This is a genomic window from Neisseria sp. Marseille-Q1983 (genome assembly GCF_018224585.1).
Classification (GTDB): Bacteria; Pseudomonadota; Gammaproteobacteria; order Burkholderiales; family Neisseriaceae; genus Neisseria; species Neisseria polysaccharea.
In genome coordinates, this window is record NZ_JAGTUI010000005.1 from 37814 (window position 1) to 63581 (window position 25768).

28 protein-coding genes and 1 pseudogene are annotated in these 25768 nt (G+C 52.4%); 8 read left to right on the plus strand and 21 right to left on the minus strand.

Features of this window, described 5'->3' with window-relative positions; translation table 11 throughout:
* The 21 genes and pseudogenes from KEM39_RS02025 to KEM39_RS02125 form a co-directional block, all read right to left on the minus strand.
* Positions 1-714 (minus strand): annotated as a pseudogene (locus KEM39_RS02025) (hypothetical protein); the annotation flags it as partial.
* Positions 715-990: 276 nt separating this feature from the next.
* A complete protein-coding gene (locus KEM39_RS02030; RefSeq protein ID WP_118997699.1) occupies positions 991-1911 on the minus strand; it encodes a metal ABC transporter solute-binding protein, Zn/Mn family in 921 nt (306 codons plus the stop codon).
* 76 nt (positions 1912-1987) lie between these two features.
* Positions 1988-2863 (minus strand): metal ABC transporter permease, encoded by an 876-nt coding sequence (locus KEM39_RS02035; RefSeq protein WP_118997698.1) that lies wholly within the window; start codon positions 2861-2863, stop codon positions 1988-1990.
* A 23-nt stretch (positions 2864-2886) separates the two neighbouring features.
* The gene (locus KEM39_RS02040; RefSeq protein ID WP_192886334.1) at positions 2887-3612 is read right to left on the minus strand and encodes a metal ABC transporter ATP-binding protein; all 726 of its coding nucleotides are present in this window, start codon (positions 3610-3612) and stop codon (positions 2887-2889) included.
* A gap of 315 nt (positions 3613-3927) precedes the next feature.
* Complete coding sequence (gene rplS / locus KEM39_RS02045) at positions 3928-4293, minus strand: 50S ribosomal protein L19 (protein ID WP_002217809.1); 366 nt, start codon at positions 4291-4293, stop codon at positions 3928-3930.
* A gap of 15 nt (positions 4294-4308) precedes the next feature.
* Entirely contained in the window at positions 4309-5058 is a 750-nt protein-coding gene (trmD, locus tag KEM39_RS02050) for a tRNA (guanosine(37)-N1)-methyltransferase TrmD (RefSeq protein WP_118853326.1), read from the minus strand.
* Positions 5058-5567: a ribosome maturation factor RimM gene (gene rimM, locus KEM39_RS02055; RefSeq protein WP_118997696.1), complete on the minus strand. Its 510-nt coding sequence runs from the start codon at positions 5565-5567 to the stop codon at positions 5058-5060. Before rimM ends, trmD begins: the two co-directional genes overlap by 1 nt.
* Positions 5568-5582: 15 nt before the next feature.
* Positions 5583-5828 (minus strand): 30S ribosomal protein S16, encoded by a 246-nt coding sequence (gene rpsP, locus KEM39_RS02060; protein WP_002214315.1) that lies wholly within the window; start codon positions 5826-5828, stop codon positions 5583-5585.
* 44 nt (positions 5829-5872) lie between these two features.
* Positions 5873-8299, minus strand: coding sequence for a bifunctional acetate--CoA ligase family protein/GNAT family N-acetyltransferase (locus tag KEM39_RS02065; RefSeq protein ID WP_118997695.1), 2427 nt, complete (start codon positions 8297-8299; stop codon positions 5873-5875).
* A gap of 117 nt (positions 8300-8416) precedes the next feature.
* Complete coding sequence (gene misS, locus KEM39_RS02070; protein ID WP_211709535.1) at positions 8417-9823, minus strand: two-component system sensor histidine kinase MisS; 1407 nt, start codon at positions 9821-9823, stop codon at positions 8417-8419.
* 12 nt (positions 9824-9835) lie between these two features.
* Positions 9836-10513, minus strand: coding sequence for a two-component system response regulator MisR (gene misR, locus KEM39_RS02075; RefSeq protein ID WP_061699231.1), 678 nt, complete (start codon positions 10511-10513; stop codon positions 9836-9838).
* A 190-nt stretch (positions 10514-10703) separates the two neighbouring features.
* Entirely contained in the window at positions 10704-12518 is a 1815-nt protein-coding gene (locus tag KEM39_RS02080) for a PglL family O-oligosaccharyltransferase (RefSeq protein ID WP_118997693.1), read from the minus strand.
* Positions 12508-12861, minus strand: a complete 354-nt coding sequence (locus KEM39_RS02085) for a DUF2069 domain-containing protein (RefSeq protein ID WP_025457904.1) — start codon at positions 12859-12861, stop codon at positions 12508-12510. The genes KEM39_RS02080 and KEM39_RS02085 overlap by 11 nt, the downstream gene beginning before the upstream one ends.
* A gap of 15 nt (positions 12862-12876) precedes the next feature.
* Positions 12877-13482 carry a Maf family nucleotide pyrophosphatase gene (locus KEM39_RS02090; protein ID WP_118997692.1) on the minus strand — a complete coding sequence of 202 codons (606 nt, stop codon included), beginning with the start codon at positions 13480-13482 and terminating at the stop codon, positions 12877-12879.
* A 52-nt stretch (positions 13483-13534) separates the two neighbouring features.
* Positions 13535-14305 (minus strand): twin-arginine translocase subunit TatC, encoded by a 771-nt coding sequence (tatC, locus tag KEM39_RS02095; protein WP_118997691.1) that lies wholly within the window; start codon positions 14303-14305, stop codon positions 13535-13537.
* A gap of 14 nt (positions 14306-14319) precedes the next feature.
* Positions 14320-15006, minus strand: coding sequence for a Sec-independent protein translocase protein TatB (tatB, locus tag KEM39_RS02100; protein ID WP_118997690.1), 687 nt, complete (start codon positions 15004-15006; stop codon positions 14320-14322).
* A gap of 3 nt (positions 15007-15009) precedes the next feature.
* Positions 15010-15213, minus strand: coding sequence for a Sec-independent protein translocase subunit TatA (tatA, locus tag KEM39_RS02105; RefSeq protein ID WP_025457908.1), 204 nt, complete (start codon positions 15211-15213; stop codon positions 15010-15012).
* Positions 15214-15260: 47 nt separating this feature from the next.
* Positions 15261-15584 (minus strand): histidine triad nucleotide-binding protein, encoded by a 324-nt coding sequence (locus KEM39_RS02110; protein WP_002246030.1) that lies wholly within the window; start codon positions 15582-15584, stop codon positions 15261-15263.
* Between the two features lie 71 nt (positions 15585-15655).
* Positions 15656-15979 carry a phosphoribosyl-ATP diphosphatase gene (locus KEM39_RS02115; protein ID WP_118997689.1) on the minus strand — a complete coding sequence of 108 codons (324 nt, stop codon included), beginning with the start codon at positions 15977-15979 and terminating at the stop codon, positions 15656-15658.
* Positions 15980-16119: 140 nt separating this feature from the next.
* Positions 16120-17184 carry a 2,3-butanediol dehydrogenase gene (locus KEM39_RS02120; protein WP_025456896.1) on the minus strand — a complete coding sequence of 355 codons (1065 nt, stop codon included), beginning with the start codon at positions 17182-17184 and terminating at the stop codon, positions 16120-16122.
* Between the two features lie 204 nt (positions 17185-17388).
* Positions 17389-18507: a histone deacetylase family protein gene (locus tag KEM39_RS02125; protein ID WP_118997688.1), complete on the minus strand. Its 1119-nt coding sequence runs from the start codon at positions 18505-18507 to the stop codon at positions 17389-17391.
* A 133-nt stretch (positions 18508-18640) separates the two neighbouring features.
* On the opposite strand from KEM39_RS02125, the gene yajC reads away from it, so the two are divergent.
* The 8 genes from yajC to KEM39_RS02160 all read left to right on the plus strand — a co-directional run bounded on the left by yajC (position 18641) and on the right by KEM39_RS02160 (position 25654).
* Positions 18641-18907: a preprotein translocase subunit YajC gene (yajC, locus tag KEM39_RS02130; protein WP_003687494.1), complete on the plus strand. Its 267-nt coding sequence runs from the start codon at positions 18641-18643 to the stop codon at positions 18905-18907.
* A gap of 211 nt (positions 18908-19118) precedes the next feature.
* The gene (secD, locus tag KEM39_RS02135; protein ID WP_192886333.1) at positions 19119-20972 is read left to right on the plus strand and encodes a protein translocase subunit SecD; all 1854 of its coding nucleotides are present in this window, start codon (positions 19119-19121) and stop codon (positions 20970-20972) included.
* 3 nt (positions 20973-20975) lie between these two features.
* Entirely contained in the window at positions 20976-21911 is a 936-nt protein-coding gene (secF, locus tag KEM39_RS02140; RefSeq protein WP_118997686.1) for a protein translocase subunit SecF, read from the plus strand.
* A complete protein-coding gene (locus tag KEM39_RS11820) occupies positions 21901-22035 on the plus strand; it encodes a hypothetical protein (protein WP_003753973.1) in 135 nt (44 codons plus the stop codon). The genes secF and KEM39_RS11820 overlap by 11 nt, the downstream gene beginning before the upstream one ends.
* An 80-nt stretch (positions 22036-22115) precedes the next feature.
* Positions 22116-22385: a 30S ribosomal protein S15 gene (gene rpsO, locus KEM39_RS02145; RefSeq protein ID WP_002217790.1), complete on the plus strand. Its 270-nt coding sequence runs from the start codon at positions 22116-22118 to the stop codon at positions 22383-22385.
* Positions 22386-22661: 276 nt separating this feature from the next.
* The gene (locus KEM39_RS02150; protein WP_118997685.1) at positions 22662-23786 is read left to right on the plus strand and encodes a polyamine ABC transporter ATP-binding protein; all 1125 of its coding nucleotides are present in this window, start codon (positions 22662-22664) and stop codon (positions 23784-23786) included.
* Positions 23787-23801: 15 nt separating this feature from the next.
* Positions 23802-24767 (plus strand): ABC transporter permease subunit, encoded by a 966-nt coding sequence (locus KEM39_RS02155; protein ID WP_118997684.1) that lies wholly within the window; start codon positions 23802-23804, stop codon positions 24765-24767.
* Positions 24767-25654, plus strand: coding sequence for an ABC transporter permease subunit (locus KEM39_RS02160; protein ID WP_118997683.1), 888 nt, complete (start codon positions 24767-24769; stop codon positions 25652-25654). The genes KEM39_RS02155 and KEM39_RS02160 overlap by 1 nt, the downstream gene beginning before the upstream one ends.
* The last annotated feature ends 114 nt before the right edge of the window (positions 25655-25768 follow it).

Sequence of the window (25768 nt, forward strand, 5' to 3'; positions counted from 1 at the left end):
TTCACCTTTTTCACCTTTTTCACCTTTTTCACCTTTTTCACCTTTTTCACCTTTTTCACCTTTTTCGCCTTGTGCACCTTGTGCACCGGTTTCGCCTTTTTCGCCTTTTTCGCCTTTTTCACCTTTTTCACCTTTTTCGCCTTTAAGGGATTTCAGGAAGGCGGCTTCGGATTTGTCGTCGAGGGTTGAGTTCTGTTCTTTCCAGATTTCGTAGGCGGATTTCCCCCCCCCTCCGGAGGAGGATATGTTGTTGATTTTATCTTTCAAATCTTTGGAAAGGGTTAGAGTTAGTTGGTTATTTGAATATTCAATTTTAACGTCTGATCCAGACTCAACTCTATCAGGTAAATCTTGAATAAATTCCTCAAGCTTTTTCTCAATCTTTTCAGGTACGTAGGAATACAGTTGACCTCCGGTAACCGCATCAGTCGATCCCAAATTAATCTCACCAGGTGCAATGTCGGTAATCAGGGTGTTATCGCCCCTATAGCCGACGACGACCTCTTCCGAGGTATATGTATCCCAATCGTAAATAATGTCTTTATGGTCATTTTCAGCATCATTTCCCGATTTTTTTATAACCAGCTTTCTGACCGTCATTACCGCACTGTCGTCAGCCTGAGCGTATGGCACGGCGGATATGCCGATTCCTGTGGCTGCTGCTGTGAGGATGAGTTTGGATATTGCCGTATGTTTTTTGTTGGTGCGGGTCATGATTGTACCAATTAGAGTTAACGCTAACGTAATCTTCCGATTATATATTCAGGCACTTACTCTGTAAATAATACGTTGTATTATTTTATCCATTTTTTTCAATGGTTTATGTTGGTCATTGTATAGTGGGTTAACAAAAATCAGGACAAGGCGAGGCAACACCGTACTGGTTTTTGTTAATCCTCTATATATTTGTGCGTTGTGGGGCTGCCTTTTGTGTACGGGTATGAGAATGCCGTCTGAAAAAGGTTTCAGACGGCATTGTGTGTTTAGGGTTTATTTTTTCATCGCTTCGCTCATTGCCTTGATGTTGTGGCGGTACATGCCGATGTAGGTGTCTGCGGGCGCGTTGCCGAGTGCGTCGGAATACAGTTTGCCGCTGACGTTGATGCCGGTTTCTTTGGCGATGCGGTCAACCATGCGGGTGTCTTTGATATTCTCGGTAAATACGGCTTTGATGCCTTCGCGTTTGATTTGTCGGATGATGGCGGCGACTTGTTTGGCTGAAGGCTCGGCTTCGCTGCTCACGCCTTGCGGGGCGATGAATTCGATATGGTAACGTTTGCCCATATAGGAAAAGGCATCGTGCCCGGTCAGGACTTTGCGTTTGGCGGCAGGGACGGCGTTAAATGCGGCTTGTGCGTCGCTGTGCAGTTTTTTGAGCTGCATTTGGTAGTTGCCCAAGCGTTGTTGATAATAAACTTTGCCTTCGGGATCGGCCTTTATCAGGGCTTCGGCGACGTTTTGGGCATAGGCGGACATAAGGACGGGGTCGTTCCAGACGTGGGGGTCGAATTCGCCGTGGTCGTGGTGGTGTCCTTCGTGGTCATGGTCATGATCGTGGTCGTGATGGTGTCCGCCTTCTTCTTCGGCTTTGAGGGGTTGGATGCCTTTGGTCGCTTCGGCATAGGATACTTTGCTCTGTTTGACGGCACGTTGCACATCGGCAGCTTCAAGTCCCAAGCCGTTAATCAGGACGAGTTTTGCACTGCGGATTTTTTTAATGTCGCCGCTGGTCATATGATAGGCGTGCGTGTCTTGGTTGGCTCCGACCAAGTTTTGTATGGATACGCGCTCTCCGCCGATTTGTTTGGCTACGTCGCCCAAAATGCTGAAACTGGTTACAACCGGCAGGGGTGCGGCAGTTGCGGCAGTGGTCAGCAATGCGGCGATAAGGGTGAGTTTGGGGTGTTTCATAATTGTTCTCCTATGATATAACGTAACATTCATTATGGTAAAACAAGCTGCCTGTTTGTTCAAGCAGCCTGCCGTGTCAGGTGGTATGGTGGCGGTGGTTTTTGAGCCATTTGGGCAAGATGCCGCCTTCTTTTCCGAGTATGACGGAAAAGAGATAAAGGATGCTGCAACAGAGGATGATGGCGGGTCCGGATGGGATTTCGATGTGGTAGGAAATGAGCAGTCCGGTCAAACCGCAAAAGAGGGCAATGAGGACGGACAACAGAATGAGCGTCCCCATATTTCTTGCCCATAGGCGGGCGGTAATGGCGGGCAGCATCATCAATCCGACCGACATCAGGGTGCCGAGGGCTTGGAAGCCGGATACGAGGTTCATAACGACGAGGATGAGGAAAACGACGTGCCAAAGCCCGCCTTTGCCGTTGACGGATTTGAGGAACAGGGGATCTATGCTTTCCAGTACGAGGGGGCGGTAGATGACGGCAAGGGTAATGAGCGTGAGGCCGGAGACGGCGGCGATGAGTTGCAGGGCGGGAATATCGACGGCAAGCACAGAGCCGAAAAGAAGGTGGAGCAAATCGACGCTGCTGCCGTTTTTGCTGATGAGGATTACGCCGATGGCGAGGCTGCTGAGATAAAAGGCGGCAAAGTTGGCATCTTCTTTCAGGGTGGTAAAGCGGCTGACAAGTCCGGCAAGCAGCGCCATCAGCATACCGGCGGCAAACCCGCCCGCACCCATAGCGGGCAGGCTCAAGCCGGCAAATATGTAGCCGACGGCGGCTCCGGGCAAGACGGCGTGGCTGAGTGCGTCGCCGATCAGGCTCATCCGCCGCATAACGAGGAATACGCCGACGGGTGCGGCACTGAGGGACAGGCAGAAGACGGATGCGAAGGCGTAGCGCATAAAGTCGAATTCTGCAAAGGGTGTGATAAGCAGGTCGTAGGGAGTCATAGTGTTTCGGTTTCAGACGGCATTTATGAGGCGCACCAGTCGGGGCTTTCCTGTTTCTGCATCTTGGCGTTGGCCCGGGTAAGGTAAGGTTCTGCCAACACGGTTTCGGTTGCGCCTGCCGCAATTTTTTCACGTGCAAGCAGCAGGGTATTGGGAAAGTAGGCGCGGACTTGTTCGTAATCGTGCAAAACGGCAATGATAGCGTGTCCGTTGCAATGGCATTTTTGCAACACGTCGAGAAGCTCGTAGGTTGTCCGTGCATCAACGGCATTGAAGGGTTCGTCCAGAAGTAGGAATTTGGCGTTTTGAACCAGCATTCGGGCAAACAGGACGCGTTGGAATTGTCCGTTTGAGAGGTGGGCGATTTGGCGGCGGGCAAACTGCCGCATTCCTACACGTTCCAAGGCTTCGTGGACGCGTTGTCTTTGAGCGGCATTTATCCCTTTGAAAAAGCCGATTTCATACCAAAGCCCCATTGCCGCCAAGTCGAAAACGGTCATAGGCTGGGAACGGTCGATGTCGGACTGTTGGGGAAGGTAGGCAATGTTTTGGCGGGTCAATCCGTCCAGCCGGATGCTGCCCGTGTCGATGGGCTGCAATCCCATTAAGGATTTAAGAAAGGTAGATTTCCCTGCGCCGTTGGGGCCGAAAACCGCCCACATACTGTGTTCTTCAAAAGTAATGTCAACGTGGTGTACGGCAGGACGGCGGCGGTAGCTGACGGTCAGGTTTTCAACGATGATGCTCATACCGATACCGCCCAAAGGTAAACGCCCCATAAAAGGGATACGGCAATCAGGGCGAGGAAGAGTCGGAAGGTCAATCCTGACAGTAAGAGGGAAGGTGTCATAATGATTTGCGGTTTTGAAAGGGAAGTTGGCAAAGCGGTTATCGTTATATGGCGGCTATGATACTGTATAACGTTTGGTCTGTAAATTTTGTTTGAATAGACGGGAGTGCTTGTTAAGCAGGGGAGGCGGATTGGGAATATCGTTGTCTTGTTGATATTGCGGCGATAAAAAATGCCGTCTGAAGGTTCAGACGGCATTGGGGGAAATCGCTTATTAACCTTTGCGTGCAGGCAATTTTTCTTTAATGCGTGCAGCTTTGCCGGTCAGACCGCGCAGATAGTAAAGTTTGGCACGGCGGACATCGCCACGGCGTTTGACTTCGATTTTCTCAACGGTAGGGGAGTACAGTTGGAAAGTACGTTCAACACCTTCGCCGCTGGAAATTTTACGGACGATAAAGTTGCTGTTCAGACCACGGTTGCGACGGGCAATAACCACGCCTTCGTAGGCTTGCAGACGGCTGCGGGTACCTTCCACGACGCGTACGGATACGACTACGGTGTCGCCCGGTGCGAATTCGGGAATTTCTTTGTTCAGGCGGGCAATTTCTTCTTGCTCGAGCTGTTGAATCAGGTTCATTGTTTTTTTCCTAAATTATGATTGGATTTCCCGTTGCTCTTGCCGGATAGTTTCCAAGAGGCGGGATTCCTTTGGGATTAAAACGCGCTTTTCCAAAAGATCGGGTCTGCGCTCCAAGGTGCGGCGCAGCGATTGTTCCAACCGCCATTCCGCTATCAAGCCATGATTGCCGGAACGCAATACTTCCGGAACAGCCATGCCTTGAAATTCTAAGGGTTTGGTGTAGTGGGGGCAGTCCAAAATGCCGCTTGAGAACGAATCCTGTTCGGCAGACTGCATGTCGCCCAATACGCCGGGTACGAGCCTCAATACTGCATCCATCAGCATCATGGCGGGAAGCTCTCCGCCGGAAACAACGAAGTCTCCGATGCTGATTTCTTCATCGACGCTGCTTTGCAGCAGTCTTTCGTCTATTCCCTCATAGCGTCCGCACAGCAGAATCAGATGCGGAAGTTCTGCCAGTTCTGCCGCTTTTTGGTGTGTCAGCGGTTTTCCTTGGGGGCTGAGGTAAATGACTTTTGCGGTTTGGGAAGATTGTGCTTTGGCGTGTTCTATTGCCGCATGAAGCGGCGGAGCCATCATAATCATTCCCGGACCACCGCCGAATGGGCGGTCGTCGATGTAGCCCAATCTGTTGTCGGCAAACTTTCGGGGATTGACTGCTTCAAACTGCCAGATTCCCTGTCTGTTCGCGCGTCCCGTTACGCCGTAGCGGGTAATGCTGTCGAACATTTCGGGGAAAATGGTAACTGCCTGGATAAGCATCAGTAGTCCAAACCCCAGTCGGCAGTAATGGTCTTGCTGCCGGTATCGACGGTTTCGATATATTGGGAAACGAACGGAATCAGAATCTGCCCGTGTTCTCCGTCAATCATTAATACGTCGTTTGCGCCGGTTTCCATCAGGTTGCTTACCTTGCCTAAAACGGTGTGGTCTTTGTTGACGACGGTCATGCCGACCAAGTCTGCCCAGTAGTATTCGTCTTCTTCTGTCGGGGCGAATGCTTCACGGGGTATTTCGATGGTGTAACCGCGCAATGAGAATGCCGAATCGCGGTCGTCTATGCCTTCGAATTTGACTTGGAGCTCACCGTTGACAACTTTTCCAGCTTCAAGGGTAACACTGACGGTTTTGCCGTCTTTGACCAATTGCCACTCGGGGTAATCCAAAAGGCTGTCGGAATACTCGGTATTGGCAGCAATTTTTAGCCAGCCTTTTATGCCGAATACACCTTTGATGTAGCCCATGGCTACCCGGTTTTGAGTGTCTGTCATGGCGGCAAATGCGGATTAGGCGGCTTTTTGTTCTTTAATCAGTTTTGCAACGGAGTCGCTGACTTGCGCGCCTTGTGCAATCCAGTGGTTCAGGCGGTCTGCATTGAGGCGGACGCGCTCTTGTTTTTCGTTGGCTACGGGGTTGTAGAAGCCTACGCGTTCGATGAAGCGGCCGTCGCGGCGGCTGCGTGAGTCAGTAACGATGACGTTGTAGAAGGGGCGGTGTTTCGAGCCGCCGCGTGCCAAACGGATAACTACCATTTTGAGTCCTTTTGAGAAAATCGGATATATGGAAACTGCCGATTTTAGGTTATTTTGTGGTCGGTGCGCAAGTTTTTATTTGTTTTTTCTGTTGTTTTGTCTGCCGCAAGGTTCAGATATGCGCGGTACAGGTTTTTTTCGGTGTCCGATTCCTTGAGGGTAAATCCTGATTTTTCAGCAAGTTTGATCATGGGAGTATTGGTTTTGAGAATGTCGGCACTCATAGTCCGGTAGCCTTGCTGTGCGGCGGTTTGGATGATGAGTTCCATCATTTTCTGTGCCAGTCCGCTGCCGCGCATATGTTCCGCCAGTGTGATGCCAAATTCGCATTCGTTGCGGTTCAGGCGGCTGTGGCGGACGACGGCGACGATGTTGCTGTCGGCATCCTTTGCCGTCCATGCGGCTTCACAGTAGTAGTCCGGGTTGCACAGGCGTGCCAACGTGGCTGCGGGCAGTTCGTTGGTGTGGGTCATGAAGCGTGTGTACCGTGCTTCGGGGCTGAGGCTGCGGACGAACTGCTGTTTGGCTTCTGCGTCTTCGGGCAAAAGGGGGGTAATGGTAACGGTCGTGTCGTTTTTTAGGGACAGTGTTTTGGGGTGTGCTGCGGGATAGGGGGCAAGTACGTTGGGTACGGCTGCTCCGGTTTCGGTTTTGCTGCCGAGCAGTTCTGCGGCGGCTTCGCTTGTGTGGCGGAGAAATTCGGCGGCTGTCGGGTTTTTGTGTTTCAGGTATGCAGCGGCACTCTGCATTTTTGCTGCGGCATGTTCGAGGGTTTGGGCGGCTTTGCCTGTGTTCTTGCGTTTGGGCGTGTCGTGTGTTTCGGGTGTCTTTAAGATGAAATCGCTGCTGTATTGTCCGCCGTTGAGGTTGAGGGTGATGCCGAGAATGTGTTGGCAGTATTCGGGAATGACGGTCAGTGTGTGCAGGAACTGGTCGAGGGTTTGTGTGCCGTCGAGTTCGGCAAAGCGGGCAAGGTGGCGGCTGTCGAGCGTGGTAAACGGCGGGAGTACGGCAGTGGTTTGTCCGTTGCAGCATGCGGTCAGGATGTCGCCATAGAGGGGGTGGCTGCCGAATTGGAATTGGACGGCGTTATGGGTAGTGTGCCGGTAGGAGGGGAGGTGCAGGGCTTCGGCGAGCAGGGAGGAATTTGCCGCTACAAGGGCTTTTTTGATGTTTTGGGGTTGCGGTGTTTTCAGACGGCATGGCTGCGGCGGTGCAATGTCGAGCTGTGCCTGTTTCAGGGCGGCGGCGGTGTTGCGGTAGGAAAGGGTGCGGATTGCCTGAGTGGGGGTGTCGAAATGTGTTATGCCGTCTGAAAAGGGGCTGCTGACGAGCAGGGGTTTGGCGGTCTGTGCGGACAGGCGGATAAGGGCGCGTGCTGTTTTTTTGTAATCCTCGTGTCCGGAGGGGCTGAGGATGGTCAGGACGGCTTGGGTGTCGGGGCGGGCAAGCTGACGTGAGGCGATGTTGTGGCAGATTGAGGGTGTGGGTGTGCTGGTCAGGTGTCCGTTGCGGATGTGGTGGGGAAGGTTGGGAAAGTGGAGGGTAAGGTTTTCGGGGGTGTGCGCGTGCAGCCATTCGGCAGGCGTGTCGGACAGGATGTCGAGTCGGGACAGGGGTGGAATGTCGGACAGTTGGGCGCGCAGTGCGGCTTCGAGGTTGTCGGCGTTGAAACTGATGAGGAAGTTGCAGTGTCGGGCGAGGCTGTGCAGTACGGCACGGTCGGTTTCTGTCGTGCGGTAGGTGATGTGGAGAATCAGCGGCGTATGGCGGGTAAATTGGCGGATTGCGCTGAACAGTTTGCGCTGATCCTCTTCAGGGTTGTAGTGTAGGACGGCGGTTTTGGTGTGCAGGCTGTGTCCGAAGCGGTTGAGCCAATCGGCGGATGTGATGGGGCTGATGCCGGGATGCAGGCTGATGTGGCGGGATGTGCCTTGACGGAGTTTGTTCAGGATGTTGTCGATTTGACGGCTGACGGCGGCATTGCCGGTCAGTATGGCGGTATGGCCTGCGGCGTATCCGTCTTGGGTACTGATGTTGAGTCCGAGTGAGGGCAGTTGGATGCCTGCGGTGGTGCAGGCGGTGATGTTGAGTCCGTTGCCGTGGTGTTTGCGGATGGCAGTTTCGGCGGTGTGCAGTTCTGCGGCAGACAGGCTGTCCCAGTCCTGTATGAGGATGATGTGTCGGAGCTGCTTTTTACGGCAGGTTTTGAAGAGTGTGTCGTAACTGTCGGGCGGGGTAACAGCAATAATCAGGTCTGCACTGCCGGGGATTTTGTTGAGGCTGGTGTAGGCAGGCAGTCCGGCTATGGTGTGGTGGCGCGGGTTTACGGGGGTGATTTTTCCTTGAAAGGGCGTACTCAGCAGGTTGCTGAGTACACGTTCGCCCAGGCTGTACGGACGTTCGCTCGCACCTATCAGGATGATGTGGTTGGGCATGAAGAAGTAGCCGGGATCGGTTTGTGCCGACATGATATATTCCTTTTCGGACGGTATGTGCGTGATTTTTGGAGATGCACCCGCTGTGTGTTTGTTTTGGGGTAACTGTTTGTGCAATGCCGTCTGAAGCCGGTTCAGACGGCATTATGGTCAGTTTGCACTTTTTTCTGTTTTGGAACCGGTTTTTTTCTTGGGTAGGATAAAGCGCATCCGCAGACCGTTCGGTTTGATGTTTTCGGCGATGATTTTGCCGCAGTGCTGCTCGATGATGTGTTGTGTCAGGGCAAGTCCAAGCCCTGTTCCGGGTTTGTTGGCACTGGAGTCTGCACGGTAGAAAGCGGTGAAGATGTGCGGGAGCTGCATTTCGTCCACGCCGGGACCGTTGTCGGTAACGTCGATTATCCAGTGTTTGTGGTCTTGTCCGATGTTGATCAGGATGGTGCTGCCTTCGGGACTGTAGTTGACGGCGTTGCGGATGACGTTGTCGAAGGCGCGGTACAGGTAGCTTTCGTTGGCAAGGATGGTTGTGTTTTCGGGGATTTTTCCGTCGACGGACAGGGCGACCGTCTGTTCGTTCTTTTGGGCGATACTTTGGTTGTCTTCTACCAGGTTGCCTAGAAAGGGCAGGAGTTTCAGGCTTTCTTTTTCCAAAGCCATATTGGAGGTTTCGAGGCGGGACAGGGTTAACAGTTCCCCGACCAGCGTATCCATGCGGGTCAGTTCGCCTTCCAGCCGTTTGAGATATTGTTCCTGTTTTTGGGGCTGTGCCTGAATCAGTCCGACAATTGCCTGCATACGGGCAAGCGGGGAGCGCATTTCGTGGGAAACGTGGTGGAGCAGGTGGCGTTCTTTGGCAACGAGTTTTTCGAGTTTTTCCGCCATTTTGTCGAATTGGATGGCAAGATGGGACAATTCGTCGTCGCGGTCGTCGACCTGTTGGGAGATACGGGTTTCAAGTTCTCCGTTTGCCACCCTGTCCATGCCGTTGCCTAAGATTCTGATGGGTTTGGCAATGTTGCCGGCAAGGATATATGCCATCAGCAGTCCGACGATGATGATGAAGGAGAGGATGATGAATTCGTGCCAAATCGGGGCAAGCGGCAGGCCCGGGATAAACAGCGGGCTGGGCAGGCGTTGTGCCTGGTGGTTGTCCCAGCCTTTAATGAAGAACAGGTATTCTTCGCCGAAACGGTCGTATTCGATGCGGACAAGGTTGGAATGGGGGTTGTTGGCGGCAAACAGCCGGGCGCGTTCTATGGTGTAATTGTCGATATAGCGGTTTAAGATGTCTTTTTTCTCGTCGCCCTGTATGACGTAAACGGCGGATGAGACGGGGCTGTCTTTCCATTCGGTCAGGATTTCGCGCGCGCCGTTGTCGCCCCGTGTCTTGAATGCGGAAATAATGCTGCCCATCAATGTGGTTTCGATGGTGCGGCGTTGGTTGAACTGGTTTTTGGCAAGGGTGTTCTGCACCAGCCAAAAAGAAAAACTCGCCACAAAGATTGCGCAGACGATAACCGCGCAAAATGTGGCGAAAATGCGTTGGAACAGTTTCATTTGCCCGCTGCTTCAGTTTTTGACAAACAGGTAGCCCAAGCCGCGTACGGTTTGAATCAGGGAGGCATCGCCCAACTTGTGGCGGATGCTGGAGATGTGTACGTCGATACTGCGGTCGAATTTTGCCAGCTTGCGGTCGAGTGCTTCGACGGACAGGGTTTCTTTGCTGACTACTTGTCCGGCATGGCGCATCAGGACTTCGAGCAGGTTGAATTCGGTGCTGGTCAGTTCGAGCGGAGTGTCTTTGACGGATGCCTGGCGTTTGGCGGGGTACAGGACGACATCGCTGACGGAGATGCTGTTGGGTGCGTTGTTCTGTTCGCCGCTGTGTTGTGCGCGGCGCAGGATGGCATTGATGCGTGCCAAGAGTTCACGTGGTGTGCAGGGTTTGGGGACATAGTCGTCCGCACCCATTTCCAAGCCGATGATTCGGTCGATGTCGTCGCCTTTGGCGGTCAGCATGATGATGGGGACGGTGCTTTGGGCGCGTACGTTTTTCAAGACATCCAAGCCGTTCATTTTGGGCATCATGGAATCCAATACGACTACATCGTATTGCCCGCTCAGGATTTCCTGTACGCCTGCTTCCCCGTCGGGAACGCTGTGGACGTTCAGACCTTCGGCGCTCAGGTATTCGGTCAGCAGTTCGGTCAGCAGGGCATCGTCATCTACGAGTAATACGCGGCTCATGGTGTTTCCTTTTCCGTGGTGGTATGCGCCCGCCGGGTTTGGGACGGGCATGAAACGAGTGTTCAATGGTTTATCTTAACACGGCTGCAATGTTTTTTGATAGCGTATTTTTCTGCGTGTTTGCTGTTTTTTGCAATGCTTTGCAAGGGTCTTTACATTTCAGTAGGCATCTGTATTCGTTTGGACCGAATCAGTCGCAGGATTGTGCTTTCTGGTGTTGCGGCGTGTTGACGAAAATTTTGCAGTCTTTGAGCAAATCGGGCAGCAGCGGTGCCAGTGCGGGGTGTTGTCGGATTTTGCCGGCGTAAAAGGGCATGAGGTAGGGATAATAGGACTGTGTTGCCTGCATCCATTGCCGTGCCTCTTCTGTTTTCCCTTGGCGCATGAGGTAGAGGGCGACCTGGTAGGTATTGGAATAGGGGCGGTAGGTTAGGGCTTTGAGGGTTGCCTGTTCTGCCCAAGGGTGGATTTCGGTGTCGGTCGGTGAGGCGCGTTTGCTGAGGCTGAGGTCGGCGTAGTAGGACAGCATGGAAGTGTTTTCGGAAATGCGGCGCAGTCCGTCGATTTTCTTTTGGACGGTTTGCGTATTGTCGCTCTGGCGTATGGTGCTGAAGCGAACTAGTTGGGTGTATGTCCAGCCTAAGTGCAGAAGTCCTGCAAGTAGGATAAGGGAGGCAGCCTGTATGCTACGGTTGGCGGTTGCCGTACAGGATATGCCGTCTGAAGTGCCTGGTTCGGAGAGAAAGATCATCAGGCTGAACGGGATGAGGAAATATACGTACCACAACGGGTATTCGAGCATGCTGTGGCACATGCTGACGGCAAGGGTGCAAAGCAGGAAAAGCGAGGCCGGTGTGCCGGACCGTTTCAGCAGTCCGGCAATACCGGTCATCAGTGTTACGGCCACTAAAAGTGTACCGCTGATTCCGGTTTCTGCAAGGAGTTGGAGAATGATGTTGTGCGAATGGGTGAATAGGACGTTGAGGATATTGTTGCTGAGATTGTGTTGTTCGGCATTGAGCAGGAAGGTCTGTTGCGCAAAACTGTTCCAGCCGTGTCCGAACAGTGGGGTAGATTGGAATGCTACGATGGCTTTGTTCCATTCGATTTGGCGCAACGAGCCGGAAAAACTGCTGTTGCCGACGCGTTCGACGGCGGTTTCGTAGCGGATGTGGGTAAAGGTTTCCAAGATGGTGTTCATGGAAAATTGGAACAGTGCGGCAAGTGCGGCGGCGGCGGCTATGCTGAGGACAATCCGTCTGGAGGATTTGCCTGAATGGAAATACCAGCAGGGAAGGATGAGGACAATGGCGGCGATATAGCCCAAGATGGTACGGGAGTTGACCAAACCTAAAACGGAGGTAAGCATCAGCAGGCAGATTGCACCATACGGTGCGGGAATTTTCCGTTGGCTGTGGAGGTAAGCGGCGGAGAGTATGCCCCACATGAGGTAGTGTCCGAGGTGGTTGCGTTGTCCGAGCTGACCGTTTACGTTTCCGCCACTGTAGGCGATGATGCCTCGGAACAGGGAAATGTCCGACCATCCGACAAACTGCATGATGGCAACGCAGGATTGGAGCAATGCTCCGATGAACAGCGACCAGGCAAACAGGGTTACGATGCGTTCCTGCCCGAAGCGTGCGGTCAGACCTTTGCACGCCCATGCGCTGATGGCGAGTAGGACGAAAATCCAGGAAACGATGTCGTTCATGCCGGTGTAGATCAGATTCATCAGCCGTGCCTGAAGCCACCAGAATGCCGCCATGGCAAGCAGGAGAAAGCCGACGGCGGGGATTTTGGTGTCGAACAGTTTGTGTCTGGCGGTCAGAAACAGCAGAACGATCAGACCGGTTGCGGAGGCGGCTTCGAGATAGAAGCCGGATGCCGGGCCTACCCTGAGTGTGGAAATGAAGGGGGCTATGTTGATCCAAAGGAAACAGAGCAGCAGGCAAACCGGCACTCTGCCGACAGGATGCGGATCGGATGAGGGTGTTTCAGCGGACATTGTTTGTTTTTTTGTGTTGTTTGACAAACGAGAGACAGGAGATAAAGAAGCAGATGCTCAATGCGGCAGACAGTGCGGCGCAAATCTGTTCTGCCGGATAGGCGTCGAACAGGCGCATGACGGCTTCGGCAAAGTAAATCAGAACCAGCATGGAGCTGTATTGGTAGGTGTAGATGTTCTTTTTCAAGATGCCTGAAAGCGGCAGACAGAGGGGGAGGGCTTTGAGCGCGAGCCACGAGCCGCCCGGGCGCAACGGTGCAATCCACAGTTCCCAGGAAAGGGACAGGATTATCAGTGCGATCAGGCTGAAAGAGGCAAGGAGGTAAGCGGTTTGTCTGTTCACGGCGGTCTTTACTGGTTAGGCTCGGATGAGGGGTGGGGTACGGTATCCCAAATCCTGCAACATCGAAACGGTTTCATAAACAGGCAGCCCCATAATGCCGCTGAAGCTGCCTTCGATAGATTGGATAAAGATACCGCCTATGCCTTGCACGGCGTAGGCACCGGCTTTATCCATAGGTTCGCCGCTTTGTACATAGGCGGAAATTTCTTCCGAACTCAGGGGCTTGAAGGCGACGTGGTTGGTTTGGAGGCAGTTTTTCGCATTGCCGCGATAGTGGATATAGACGGCAGTCAGGACGGTATGCCTGGTGCCCGACAGCAGTTTTAGGAATTTGACCGCTTCGGCTTGGGAGTGGGGTTTGCCCAATATGATGCCGTCTGAAACGACGCAGGTGTCGGCGGTAATCAGGGGGAAATCGGGCATTGTGCCGTTGGTTTCGCAAAAGAGGGTCAGGGCGGTTCGGTTTTTTTCTTCTGCCATCCTTTGAACGTAACGGGCAGGGTCTTCGTTCTGTCTGACCGTTTCGTCGATGTCGGCAGGCAGCTTGACGACCCGATAGCCCAACTGCGTCAGGATTTCCATTCTGCGTGGGCTGTTTGAACCTAAATAGAGGGTATTCAAAGGTATTCCTTAATCTGTGGCGGTATGAGGCGGGGCTTCAGACGGCATAGTGTCAGGTTTTTGCAGGCGGCCGTATGTCGCCATCCTGTTCTGAACGTGGAGTGAAGAAGCGTCCGAACCAAATACCTGCTTCGTATAAGAGAATCAGTGGAATGGCAAGCAGGGTTTGTGAAATAACGTCGGGCGGTGTGATGACTGCGGCAATGACAAAAGCACCGACAATAACATAGGGACGGGCATGTTTAAGCTGTCCGGTTGTTACCACGCCGATTTTGGTTAACAGAATAACGACGATGGGAACTTCAAAGGTTGTGCCGAACGCAACGAACATGCCTAAGATAAAGGACAGGTATTTGTCGATGTCTGTCGCCATATTGACGCCGACAGGGGTAACGCCGGCAAGGAATTTGAAAATGACGGGGAAAACCAGAAAATAGGCAAACGCCATGCCGATGAAAAACAGGCTGACGCTTGAGAGGACAAGCGGGGTAATCAGGCGTTTTTCGTTTTGATAGAGTGCGGGGGCGACAAATGCCCAGATTTGGTAGAGCGTATGCGGCAGCGAAATTAAAAATGCCGCCATCAGGGTAACTTTGACCGGCACGAAAAATGGTGCGATGACGTCGGTGGCAATCATGCTGGTGTCTTTTGGCAGGTTTGCCATCAGCGGGTCGGCGATAAAAGTATAGAGTTGTTGGGCAAACGGCATCATGCCGAAAAAGCAGACGAGAATGCCGATAACCATCCACATCAGGCGGCGGCGCAGCTCGATGAGATGCTCGACAAGCGGTTGGACGGTTTGTTCGTTTTGTGTTTCGGACACCGGATTTGCCCTCTTTATGATTTACGGACGCGCAATTTCGGTTTGGCGCGGTGTTTCGGACGAAAATCGCGTTTGCGGCTTATTGCCTGTTTGCGCAGGGAAGTGGTGTGCGGAACAGGCGTTTCAACAGCAGTATCGATATAGCTGACTTCGACGGTCTGTACGACGGGTGCGGCGGCAGAAGCAGTCAGGTATTCCCGCCATGCGCGGTCTTGGTCGGTTTCCGCGGGTTCGGCTGTACTGCCGGTTTGCCCGCTGTCCCCAAGGGTTTCGGCGGAAGCGTAGGAACGTTCGGACGGCATAACGTCGGAAATGCCGTCTGATAGGGTGTTTGCCGCATCGGGAAGGGGATTGCCGTTTTCATCGACACCGAAATCAGCAGGCGTGCGCTGTTCGGGCAGTTTTTCCCAAGGCTTCAGACCGTCGGAAATGTCGTGCAGACTGTTCTGCATATCCGTATCGGTTTCTTTGAGGCTGTCTCGAACCTGAGCGGCGGCAGCTTCGAATTCCTGCTTGGCCTTCCTCAGCTCTTCCAGTTCGATTTGAGTGTCAAATTCCTGTTTGACGCTTCCGACAAAGCGTTGCAGCCTGCCGATGAGCCGTCCGGCGGTGCGGGCGGCCTCGGGCAGGCGTTCGGGGCCGAGGACAATCAGGGCGATAATGCCGACCAAAATCAGCTCGCCCAAACCGAAATCAAACATAAGTTATGCTTTGTCTTCGTCTTTTTTGTGTTCGATTACATCGTCTTTTTTGGCTTCTTTGCCGTCTGTGCCTTCGTTCAGCCCCTGTTTGAAGTCATGAACCGCGCCGCCGAGGTCTTTGCCGACGTTGCGCAGTTTTTTGGTGCCGAATATCAAAACGACGATAATCAGTACGATAATCCAGTGCGTAAGAGAAAAACTGCCCATGATGTATCCTTAAGTAAGTATTAGGGGGTTGATTGTGAAATAACGGTTTATACGGGTGTGCCCATGATGTGTATATGCAGGTGGAAGACCTCTTGTCCGCCGCCTTTGCCGGTATTGATAAGGGTTTTGAAACCGTCTGCCAGTCCTGCCGCTTTGGCGATTTCGGGAACTTTCAACATCATTTTGCCCAGCAGCATCTGATGTTCGGGAGCGGCGTGTGCCAACGAATCGAAATGGACTTTGGGAATCAGCAGCAGATGAACCGGAGCAGCGGGGTTGATGTCTTTGAAACAAATCATCTCCCCGTCTTCATAGACGGTTTGCGCCGGAATGTCTTTGGCGGCGATTTTGCAGAAAATACAGTTGTCCATAACAGCTCCGATGCCGTCTGAAAAGCGGTCAGACGGATTGAATGTGGGAAAGTGCGGATTGTAATATAAATTCAAGATTCTGTGCGAGCGGCTTTTTCGGCCAAGCCCGACAAACCTTGACGGCGCACAAGTTCGTCCAGTACGTCTTCCGCCTTCAGGTCGTGGTGTGTCAGAAGAACCATGGTGTGAAACCATAAGTCGGCAACTTCGTAAACCAGGTGGGACGGGTCTTTGTCTTTGGATGCCATCAACACTTCGCCCGCTTCTTCAATCACTTTTTTTAGGATTTTGTCTTCGCCCTTATGCAGGAGCTGTGCGACGTAAGATTCGGACGGGTCGGCAGATTTTCGCTGGGTGATGGTTTGTTGGATGGCGGATAGTACGGAATCTCCCATGATTTTCCTTCTGTTTGTTTCTGTTTGTTCGGAATGATAGGCTAAACGGCTGCTCTCGGGCAATACGCCTGTTACGTTTCGTTGGAAAATGCCGTCTGAGCGTTTCAGACGGCATTTGTGCTGTTGCAAATATAATTTGCTTACAGGTTTGGATTCACAATAATTTTAACGGCGGATTCGTTGTTGTGGATCAGACGCTCGAAGCCTTCGGAAACCAGTTCGTCCAGCTTGATGCGCTGGGTGATAAAGGGTTCGAGGTTGATTTTGCCTTCTTCAACCAGTTTGATGGTTTCGGCGTGGTCGTTGCAGTAGGCGATGGTGCCGCGCACGTCCAGCTCTTTCATCACGACGCTGTGGACGTTGACGGTGGCGGGGTGACTCCAGATGGATACGATAACCAAGTTGGCGGCAGGTTTGCAGGCTTCGACCAAAGTATCCAACACTTTGTTCACGCTGGTACATTCGAATGCCACGTCCACGCCTTCGCCATTGGTCAGTTTTTTCACTTCTTCGACGACATCGACTTCGGACGGGTCGAGGATGTAGTCGGCAACGCCGGATTCGCGCGCTTTGTCTTTGCGTGCTTTACTCAACTCGGTGATGATGACTTTGATGCCTTTGGCTTTCAGCACGGCAGCCAACAGCAAACCGATCGGGCCTGCACCGCCAACCAATGCGACATCGCCTTCTTTCGCGCCGCTGCGTACATAGGCGTGGTGTCCGACAGACAGCGGTTCGATCAAAGCGGCTTGATCCAACGGGATTTTGTCGGAAATCGGATGCACCCAACGGCGTTTGACGGCGATTTTTTCGGACAGACCGCCGCCGCAGCCGCCCAAGCCGATAAAGTTCATATCTTTGGAGAGGTGGTAGTTGCTGCCCGGGCCGGTCGGTACGTCGTCGTGTACGATGTAAGGCTCGACAACGACGTGTTGACCGACTTTGATGTCGTCCACGCCTTCGCCGACGGCATAGACCACGCCGGAGAACTCGTGTCCCATCGTTACGGGAGCGGACTCGCCGGAAATCGGGTGCGGATGACCGCAGGGCGGGATGAAAATCGGACCTTCCATGAATTCGTGCAGGTCGGTACCGCAGATGCCGCACCAGGCAACATTGATGCCGACGGTGCCGGGGGCGACGGTCGGTTCGGGGATGTCTTCGATACGGATATCGCCTTTATCGTAAAAACGTGCTGCTTTCATTGTAACGCTCCTTGTTTTCAAGTAGGAATGCCGTCTGAAAAATGTCGGACGGCGGTTGAAATGGGAATGGCGTGAAGAAGCCTGACCGTTTCCGGTTGAATCTGTTTAGATGTTATTTTACTACAAGAGATGTGTTTAAGCACGCGGAAGGCTTTCTGTTTGCGTCAGGTCAAATAATGATGCCGTCTGAAAACCGAATCGGCTTCAGACGGCATTTATATCGTAACGGTCGGATTGGGTAGGTTGGCGCACCTGTCCGGTTTTCGGTTTGGCAAACCGTTTTTTTGTTGGGTTCAGTGTTTTCTGATAGGCGGTTGCGGCATCGGATTTGCCCAGCCCTGCCAGCACGCGGATATGCTCGGCAGCAGATTGTGCCAGAGGTTCAAGGGTGTAGCCGCCTTCGAGTACGGATACGATTTTGCCGGAGCAGCTGGATGCCGTCTGAATGATTTTGTGTGTCAGCCAGGCAAAATCCGCCTCGTGCAGGTTGAGCCTGCCCGATTCGTCCAGACGGTGTGCGTCGAATCCTGCCGACAGCAGTACCAGTTCGGGTTTGAATGCGGCAAGTCGGGGTAACCACTGTCTGCGGACGGCTTCGCGGAATGTGCGGCTGCCCGTTCCCGGCGGCAAGGGCAGGTGCACCATATTGCCTCCGTCGGGCATATCGTTGTTTTTGGGGAAGGGGAAAAGGTCGGTTTCAAACAGGTTGAAAAACAGGATGCGCGGATCGTCTTTGAATATTTCTGCCGTACCATCGCCGTAGTGGACATCGAAATCGATGACGGCAATGCGTTTCAGGCGGTATTCGGCAATGGCATGCATGACGCCGGCGGCAACGTTGTTCAGCAGGCAGAATCCGCCGGCTTTGCCGCTTTTCGCGTGATGCCCCGGCGGGCGGGCGGCGCAAAAGGCATGCCATGCTTTGCGGTTCATGACCATGTCGACTGCCTGAACTGCCGAACCGGCGGCAAAGCGTGCGGCAGACAGCGAGCCTGTGCTGATTGCAGTGTCGTCATCCAGGCGAAAAATCTTGCATTTTGGGGGCAGGCAAGATTCCAAACGGTTCAGATATTTGCTCGAGTGGACAAGTGCAAGGCGCGTATCGCTGATTTCTTCCGCCTCTACGGTTTGGAGGTGCTGCCAAATACCGGCGCGGCGCAATGCCTGCTCGATGCAGAGGATGCGGTCGGGCGAATCGGGATGGTTTACTCCGGGTTCGTGCCCGGTGCAGGTGGGGTGGAAAAGCCAGGCGGTCTGGGCGTTTTTGCCCAAAAAAAGGCGCAGCAGGGCGTAGAGTTTCAGGAACAGGCGGGTCAGCGGCATGGATTCGGGAAAGGGGTTGCAGACGGCATACGGTTGGGTATGATGGGTAGCAAACCCGATATATTGTTTACGGTCTTATGCTATTATATACCCCGCTCGATTTTCAATCATATTTAGAAAGAACGGATAAATTATGAATCAAGCTGTTGCACAATTTGCTCCTTTGGTGTTGATTATGGTGGTGTTCTACTTCCTGATCATGCGCCCCCAACAAAAGAAATTCAAAGCGCATCAGGCAATGCTTGCCGCCTTGAAAGCCGGCGACAAAGTGGTCTTGGCGGCAGGTTTCAAGGGTAAGGTAACCAGAGTCGGCGAACAGTTTTTTACCGTGGATATCGGACAGGGTACAAAAATCGAGGTCGAAGTAGAACGCAATGCGATTGCCGCAAAAGTCGATTGATTTGTGCCGACAAGCCGCATCTGGAAAGCCCGAATGCGGCACTTTGTTTTGAATTCCAACCGAAGGCTTGACCATGTTCCGACACGCAGGGCGGCATATTCAAGATGCCGCCTTCCGGTCTTGCCTGGCAGAGAAGGGTTTTTGCCTCTTCTGAAATAGTCCGATTCCGACACCACCGAAAGGGTGGGGTTCCAACCATTAAGGAACAATGATGAACCGTTATCCTTTATGGAAATATCTGCTGATTGTGTTCACGATTGCGGTTGCCGCAGTGTATTCGCTGCCCAACCTATTCGGCGAAACACCCGCCGTGCAGGTATCGACCAACCGACAAGCCATCATCATCAACGAACAGACTCAATCCAAAGTGGATGCCGCGCTGCAAAACGTGGGTATTCAGACCGACGGAATGTTTGTTGTGGACAATTCACTGAAAGTGCGTTTCAAAGACACCGAAACGCAGCTTAAAGCGCGCGACGTCATCGAAAACACTTTGGGCGAAGGGTATATTACCGCGCTCAACCTGTTGGCGGACAGCCCCGAATGGATGGCGAAAATCAAAGCCAATCCGATGTTTTTGGGTTTGGACCTGCGCGGCGGCGTGCATTTCACCATGCAGGTCGATATGAAAGCGGCGATGCAGAAAACATTTGAACGTTATTCGGGCGACATCCGCCGCGAACTGCGCCGCGAAAAAATCCGCAGCGGTACGGTACGCCAGACTGAAAACAGTTTGACCATCCCTTTGCAGGATGCAGGTGATGTGCAAAAGGCACTGCCGCAGTTGCGCAGGCTGTTTCCTGAAGCAACGCTGAATTCAGACGGTAGCAATATCGTCTTGACGCTTTCGGAAGAGGCGGTGAATAAAGTACGTTCCGATGCGGTCAAACAGAACATCACTACCCTGCACAACCGTGTGAACGAGTTGGGCGTGGCCGAACCCGTCATCCAGCAGTCCGGTGCCGACCGCATCGTCGTGCAGCTTCCCGGTGTGCAAGACACTGCCAAGGCAAAAGACATCATCGGCCGTACCGCGACTTTGGAAGTCCGCATGGTGGAGGACGATCCTGCCAAGTTGCGCGAGGCATTGGAAGGCAACGTGCCGAGCGGTTACGAGCTGCTTTCAAGCGGCGGAGATCGTCCCGAAACTCTGCTAATCAGCAAACAGGTCGAGCTGACGGGCGATAACATCAACGATGCGCAACCGAGTTTCGACCAAATGGGCGCACCTGCCGTCAGTCTGAGCTTGGACAGCGCGGGTGGCAGCATTTTTGGCGAACTGACTGCCGCAAATGTCGGCAAACGCATGGCGATGGTTTTGATCGACCAAGGAAAATCCGAGGTTGTAACCGCGCCGGTTATCCGTACTGCCATTACCGGTGGACGCGTGGAAATTTCCGGAAGCATGACGACAGCCGAAGCCAACGATACGTCTTTGCTGTTGCGTGCCGGTTCTCTTGCCGCACCGATGCAGATTGTCGAAGAACGTACCATCGGTCCGTCTTTGGGTAAGGAGAACATCGAAAAAGGCTTCCATTCGACTTTATGGGGTTTTGCCATCGTTGCTGCATTCATGGTGGTTTACTATCGTCTGATGGGTTTCTTTTCTACCATTGCATTGAGTACCAACATACTGTTTCTAATCGGTATTTTGTCTGCCATGCAGGCAACGTTGACGTTACCGGGTATTGCTGCGTTGGCATTGACATTGGGTATGGCGATTGACTCCAACGTATTGATTAACGAGCGCATCCGAGAGGAACTGCGTGCCGGCGTGCCGCCGCAGCAGGCAATCAATCTCGGTTTCCAACACGCATGGGCGACCATTGTCGATTCGAACCTGACTTCGCTGATTGCCGGTATCGCGCTTTTGGTATTCGGTTCCGGCCCGGTACGCGGTTTTGCGGTCGTACACTGTTTGGGTATTCTGACTTCGATGTATTCGTCCGTCGTCGTATTCCGTGCGTTGGTCAATCTGTGGTACGGACGCAGACGCAAATTGCAGAATATTTCCATCGGTGCGGTATGGAAACCTGAAGCCGAAACTGCGGCAGGTAAGGAGTAAGCTATGGAACTCTTTAAAATCAAACGCGATATTCCGTTTATGAGCTACGGCAAACTGACGACCTTCATTTCGTTGGTTACGTTTATCGCTGCCGTGTTCTTCTTGGTGACCAAAGGCCTGAATTTCTCCGTCGAATTTACCGGCGGTACGGTAATGGAAGTCCAATATCAGCAGGGTGCGGATGTCAATAAGATGCGCGAACGCCTCGATATGCTGAAAATGGGTGATGTACAGGTTCAGGCATTGGGTACGAACAAACACATTATGATCCGCCTGCCGAACAAAGAAGGTGTTACTTCCGCACAGTTGTCCAATCAGGTTATAGATTTGCTGAAAAAAGACAGTCCCGATGTTACTTTGCGCCAAGTCGAATTTATCGGCCCGCAAGTCGGTGAGGAATTGGTAAGTAATGGATTGATGGCTTTAGGTTTTGTCGTTATCGGCATCATTATTTACCTGTCGATGCGTTTCGAATGGCGTTTTGCCGTATCTGCCATTATCGCCAATATGCACGACATCGTGATTATTCTCGGCTGCTTTGCTTTCTTCCAATGGGAATTTTCGCTGACCGTCTTGGCGGGCATTCTTGCCGTATTGGGCTATTCTGTGAACGAATCCGTCGTCGTCTTCGATCGTATCCGTGAAAACTTCCGCAAGCCGGCGATGCGCGGACATACCGTGCCGGAAGTCATCGACAACGCGATTACCGCCACCATGAGCCGCACCATCATTACCCACGGTTCGACCGAGGCGATGGTTGTTTCTATGCTGGTGTTCGGCGGTGCGGCCTTGCACGGCTTTTCTATGGCGTTGACCATTGGCATCGTGTTCGGCATTTATTCTTCCGTATTGGTTGCCAGCCCGCTTCTGCTAATGTTCGGTTTGAGCCGCGACAATATCGCCAAGGAAGCGAAACAGAAGGAAGAAATTGTGGTCTGATGTCAAATGCCGTCTGAAACCGGAGGATGTCTCCGTTTTCAGACGGCATTTCGCCGACATCGCAAAATATCGTGCAGAACAGCAAAAATTGTGTGATAATGCGCCGTTCCTGTTTCAGGAATAGGGAGTTTGCCGTTGTCGAGGCTTGGCAAACTTGTCCGAATCCCATTTGGGGTTCTTTTTATTTTTCGGAGTTTTTCCATTATGGCACTGACCGTAGAACAAAAAGCACAAATCGTTAAAGATTTCCAACGCAAAGAAGGCGACACCGGCTCTTCCGAAGTACAAGTCGCCCTGTTGACTTTCCGCATCAACGACCTGACCCCCCACTTCAAAGCCAACCCCAAAGACCACCACAGCCGTCGTGGTCTATTGAAAATGGTCAGCCAACGCCGCCGCCTGTTGGCCTACTTGCGCCGTACCCAGCCCGATACGTATCGCGCGTTGATTACCCGCTTGGGTCTGCGTAAATAATTGCGCTTTTTGACACCGCCCAGAAAAATGGGCGGTGTTTTCTTTTCTGTTGCTTTCCGACAAGCTCAAACCTATATTTATTGCCCGAAAACCGCATAAACTAATATAATACAAAGTTCTTTGGAATCCTGTTCCATTTCATGCTGCCCGTGCGCTTCACAAGAGTTTCAGACGGCATCAGACGTTGCGACTCCCGCCAGCAATCAAACAGCTTTTTATCACCCATTCGAAAATCCGTTTTGCCGGTACTCGTCTTTTTATTGGAGTATTGCCATTATGACCGCAACCACTGCGTCTTCAACCAAACCTTATCTCAAAATCCAAGGTTTGGTGAAAAAGTTTGGTGACAATTACGCTGTCGATAACATCGACTTGGACATTTATCAACACGAAATCTTCGCCCTTTTGGGCAGTTCCGGCAGCGGAAAATCTACGCTGCTGCGTATGCTGGCGGGCATGGAAAGTCCCAATCAGGGAAAAATTATCCTTGATGGTCAGGATATTACCAAACTTGCACCCTATGATCGCCCCATCAATATGATGTTCCAAAGTTACGCGCTTTTTCCGCATATGACGGTGGAGCAAAACATTGCCTTCGGTCTGAAACAGGACAAAATGCCTAAAGGCGAAATCGATGCGCGCGTCGAAGAAATGCTCCGCCTGGTTCAGATGACCAAATTTGCCAAACGCAAGCCGCACCAGCTTTCTGGCGGTCAGCAGCAGCGCATCGCTTTGGCGCGCAGTTTGGCAAAACGCCCGAAAATCCTGCTGCTTGACGAACCCCTCGGCGCATTGGATAAAAAACTGCGCCAGCAAACCCAGCTTGAGTTGGTCAATACGCTCGAGCAGGTTGGTGTAACCTGTATCATGGTTACGCACGACCAAGAAGAGGCAATGACGATGGCGACCCGCATCGCCATTATGTCTGACGGTCAGTTGCAGCAGGTCGGCACACCAAGCGATGTGTACGATTACCCCAACAGCCGCTTCACTGCCGAGTTTATCGGCGAAACCAACATCTTTGACGGTGTGGTGATTGAAGATCATGCCGACTATGCCGTTATCGAATGCGAAGGTTTGGAAAATCACGTCCGTATCGATCATGGTTTGGGTGGCCCGAGCGAGCAGGACCTTTGGGTTAGCATTCGACCAGAAGATATTGATTTATATAAAGAAAAACCCGAATATTTGGGCGATTACAACTGGGCGAAAGGCACAGTCAAGGAAATCGCCTATCTGGGCAGCTTTGCCATTTACCATATCAAGCTCGGCAACGGGCGCGTCGTCAAAAGCCAAGTTCCTGCACCTTACTGGTATGTGCGCAACATCACGCCGCCAACTTGGGACGAAACCGTCTATATCAGCTGGCCGGAAAACCAGCCTACGCCACTGTTCCGTTGATTTAAGGGGAATGCAATGAACCTTAATAAACTGAAAAACAAACTGTTCCGCCGCCCGGGGCAGCGCGCGGTCATAGCCGTGCCGTATATTTGGCTTTTGGTGCTGTTTCTGATTCCGTTCGCCATCGTGCTGAAAATCAGCTTTGCCGAACAAGAAATCGCCATCCCGCCGTTTACTCCTTTAACGACGATAGATGAGGATTTGGGTCGTCTGAATATTGCTGTCAGCTACCAAAATTATGCCGATATTTTCCAAAATTTCTGGAATACCCTGAATCCCTTCGGCGACGGTGAAAACAGCAATATCTATCTGATGACTTATTGGTCTTCAATTAAGACTGCGCTGACGACGACGGTGATTTGCCTGTTGGTCGGTTATCCGACAGCATATGCGATTTCCCGTGCTAATCCTTCCGTCCGCAATGGTTTGCTGCTTGCCATTATGCTGCCCTTTTGGACATCGTTCCTACTGCGCGTCTATGCGTGGATGGGTCTGCTCGGACATAACGGCATCGTCAACAATATGTTGATTAAAATGGGTATTATCAGCGAGCCTTTGGATTTGTTCTACAATGCCTTTTCGCTCAATTTGGTGATGGTTTACGCCTATCTGCCGTTTATGATTCTGCCGCTATACACGCAACTGGTGAAACTCGACAACCGCCTACTCGAAGCGGCTTCCGACTTGGGCGCGGGGCCGGTCAAATCGTTCTTGACGATTACCCTGCCTTTGTCGAAAACCGGCATTATTGCAGGTTCGATGCTGGTTTTCGTCCCCGCTGTCGGCGAGTTCGTCATTCCCGAGCTGGTCGGCGGTTCGGAAAACCTGATGATCGGTAAAGTCTTGTGGCAGGCATTCTTCGATCAAAACAACTGGCCGTTGGCTTCCGCCGTCGCCGTCGTGATGGTCGCGCTGCTGGTCGTGCCGATTGCGCTGTTCCAGCATTATGAAAACCGCGAATTGGAAGAAGGAGCCAAATAATGCAAAAATCCCGATTATCTTGGTTCCTGAAACTGATGTTGGCACTGTCGCTGGCGTTTCTGTATATCCCGCTGGTCGTTTTGGTTGTCTATTCGTTTAACGAATCCAAGCTCGTTACCGTTTGGGGCGGCTTTTCGACCAAGTGGTATGCCGCACTGATGGAAAACGACACCATTTTGGAAGCCGCTTGGCTGTCGCTGCGGATTGCCGTTGTGTCTTCGCTTGCTGCCGTCGTTTTGGGCACGCTGGCGGGCTACGCGATGGCGCGTATCAAACGTTTCCGTGGCAGTACCTTGTTCGCCGGTATGATTTCCGCACCTATGGTTATGCCTGACGTGATTACCGGTTTGTCCATGCTGCTCCTGATTATTCAAGTGCAGATGTTCCTGCAAGGTAGCGAATTACTGCAATCGCTTTATTTTGATCGAGGCTTTTTCACTATTTTCTTAGGACATACCACGCTTTGCATGGCATACATTACCGTTGTCATCCGTTCGCGGCTGGTCGAGCTTGACCAGTCGCTCGAAGAAGCCGCAATGGATTTGGGCGCGCGCCCGCTGAAAATCTTTTTTGTCATCACTTTGCCTTTGATTGCGCCTGCGATTGCCTCCAGCTTCCTGCTCGGCATTACCCTGTCGCTGGACGATTTGGTGATTACCTCCTTCCTGTCCGGCCCTGGTTCTTCTACATTGCCGCAGGTGATTTTCTCCAAAATCAAGCTGGGCCTCGACCCGCAGATGAACGTGTTGGCGACCATCCTGATCGGCATCATCGGAACATTGGTCATCATCGTCAATTATTGGATGATGAAGCAGGCGACCAGGCGTGACCGAGAAGCGGCAGAAGCCTACCGCCAGGAAAAACTGGCTGCTGAGAAAGCGCATTGACCGACAGGGCAGGCTGACCGCATTATCAGGTCAGCCTGTTTTCTTAAAGTAATTTCCCGTTTAGACGGCATGGTACGGCAAACCATATCATGCCGTCTGAAAATACACCTGATA

Coding starts and splice junctions, on each gene's coding strand:
- tatB (WP_118997690.1), bottom strand. CDS start 15,006: ATGTTTGATTTCGGTTTGGGCGAGCTGATTTTGGTCGGCATTATCGCC.
- misR (WP_061699231.1), bottom strand. CDS start 10,513: ATGAGCCGCGTATTACTCGTAGATGACGATGCCCTGCTGACCGAACTG.
- rpsP (WP_002214315.1), bottom strand. CDS start 5,828: ATGGTAGTTATCCGTTTGGCACGCGGCGGCTCGAAACACCGCCCCTTC.
- KEM39_RS02110 (WP_002246030.1), bottom strand. CDS start 15,584: ATGGACAACTGTATTTTCTGCAAAATCGCCGCCAAAGACATTCCGGCG.
- rplS (WP_002217809.1), bottom strand. CDS start 4,293: ATGAACCTGATTCAACAGCTCGAGCAAGAAGAAATTGCCCGCCTGAAC.
- misS (WP_211709535.1), bottom strand. CDS start 9,823: ATGAAACTGTTCCAACGCATTTTCGCCACATTTTGCGCGGTTATCGTC.
- KEM39_RS02080 (WP_118997693.1), bottom strand. CDS start 12,518: ATGTCCGCTGAAACACCCTCATCCGATCCGCATCCTGTCGGCAGAGTG.
- KEM39_RS02035 (WP_118997698.1), bottom strand. CDS start 2,863: ATGACTCCCTACGACCTGCTTATCACACCCTTTGCAGAATTCGACTTT.
- KEM39_RS02150 (WP_118997685.1), top strand. CDS start 22,662: ATGACCGCAACCACTGCGTCTTCAACCAAACCTTATCTCAAAATCCAA.
- rimM (WP_118997696.1), bottom strand. CDS start 5,567: ATGACAGACACTCAAAACCGGGTAGCCATGGGCTACATCAAAGGTGTA.
- KEM39_RS02030 (WP_118997699.1), bottom strand. CDS start 1,911: ATGAAACACCCCAAACTCACCCTTATCGCCGCATTGCTGACCACTGCC.
- KEM39_RS02120 (WP_025456896.1), bottom strand. CDS start 17,184: ATGAAAGCAGCACGTTTTTACGATAAAGGCGATATCCGTATCGAAGAC.
- secF (WP_118997686.1), top strand. CDS start 20,976: ATGGAACTCTTTAAAATCAAACGCGATATTCCGTTTATGAGCTACGGC.
- KEM39_RS02040 (WP_192886334.1), bottom strand. CDS start 3,612: ATGAGCATCATCGTTGAAAACCTGACCGTCAGCTACCGCCGCCGTCCT.
- KEM39_RS02115 (WP_118997689.1), bottom strand. CDS start 15,979: ATGGGAGATTCCGTACTATCCGCCATCCAACAAACCATCACCCAGCGA.
- tatA (WP_025457908.1), bottom strand. CDS start 15,213: ATGGGCAGTTTTTCTCTTACGCACTGGATTATCGTACTGATTATCGTC.
- trmD (WP_118853326.1), bottom strand. CDS start 5,058: ATGCTTATCCAGGCAGTTACCATTTTCCCCGAAATGTTCGACAGCATT.
- KEM39_RS02125 (WP_118997688.1), bottom strand. CDS start 18,507: ATGCCGCTGACCCGCCTGTTCCTGAAACTCTACGCCCTGCTGCGCCTT.
- rpsO (WP_002217790.1), top strand. CDS start 22,116: ATGGCACTGACCGTAGAACAAAAAGCACAAATCGTTAAAGATTTCCAA.
- KEM39_RS02155 (WP_118997684.1), top strand. CDS start 23,802: ATGAACCTTAATAAACTGAAAAACAAACTGTTCCGCCGCCCGGGGCAG.
- secD (WP_192886333.1), top strand. CDS start 19,119: ATGAACCGTTATCCTTTATGGAAATATCTGCTGATTGTGTTCACGATT.
- KEM39_RS02160 (WP_118997683.1), top strand. CDS start 24,767: ATGCAAAAATCCCGATTATCTTGGTTCCTGAAACTGATGTTGGCACTG.
- yajC (WP_003687494.1), top strand. CDS start 18,641: ATGAATCAAGCTGTTGCACAATTTGCTCCTTTGGTGTTGATTATGGTG.
- KEM39_RS02065 (WP_118997695.1), bottom strand. CDS start 8,299: ATGTCGGCACAAACCGATCCCGGCTACTTCTTCATGCCCAACCACATC.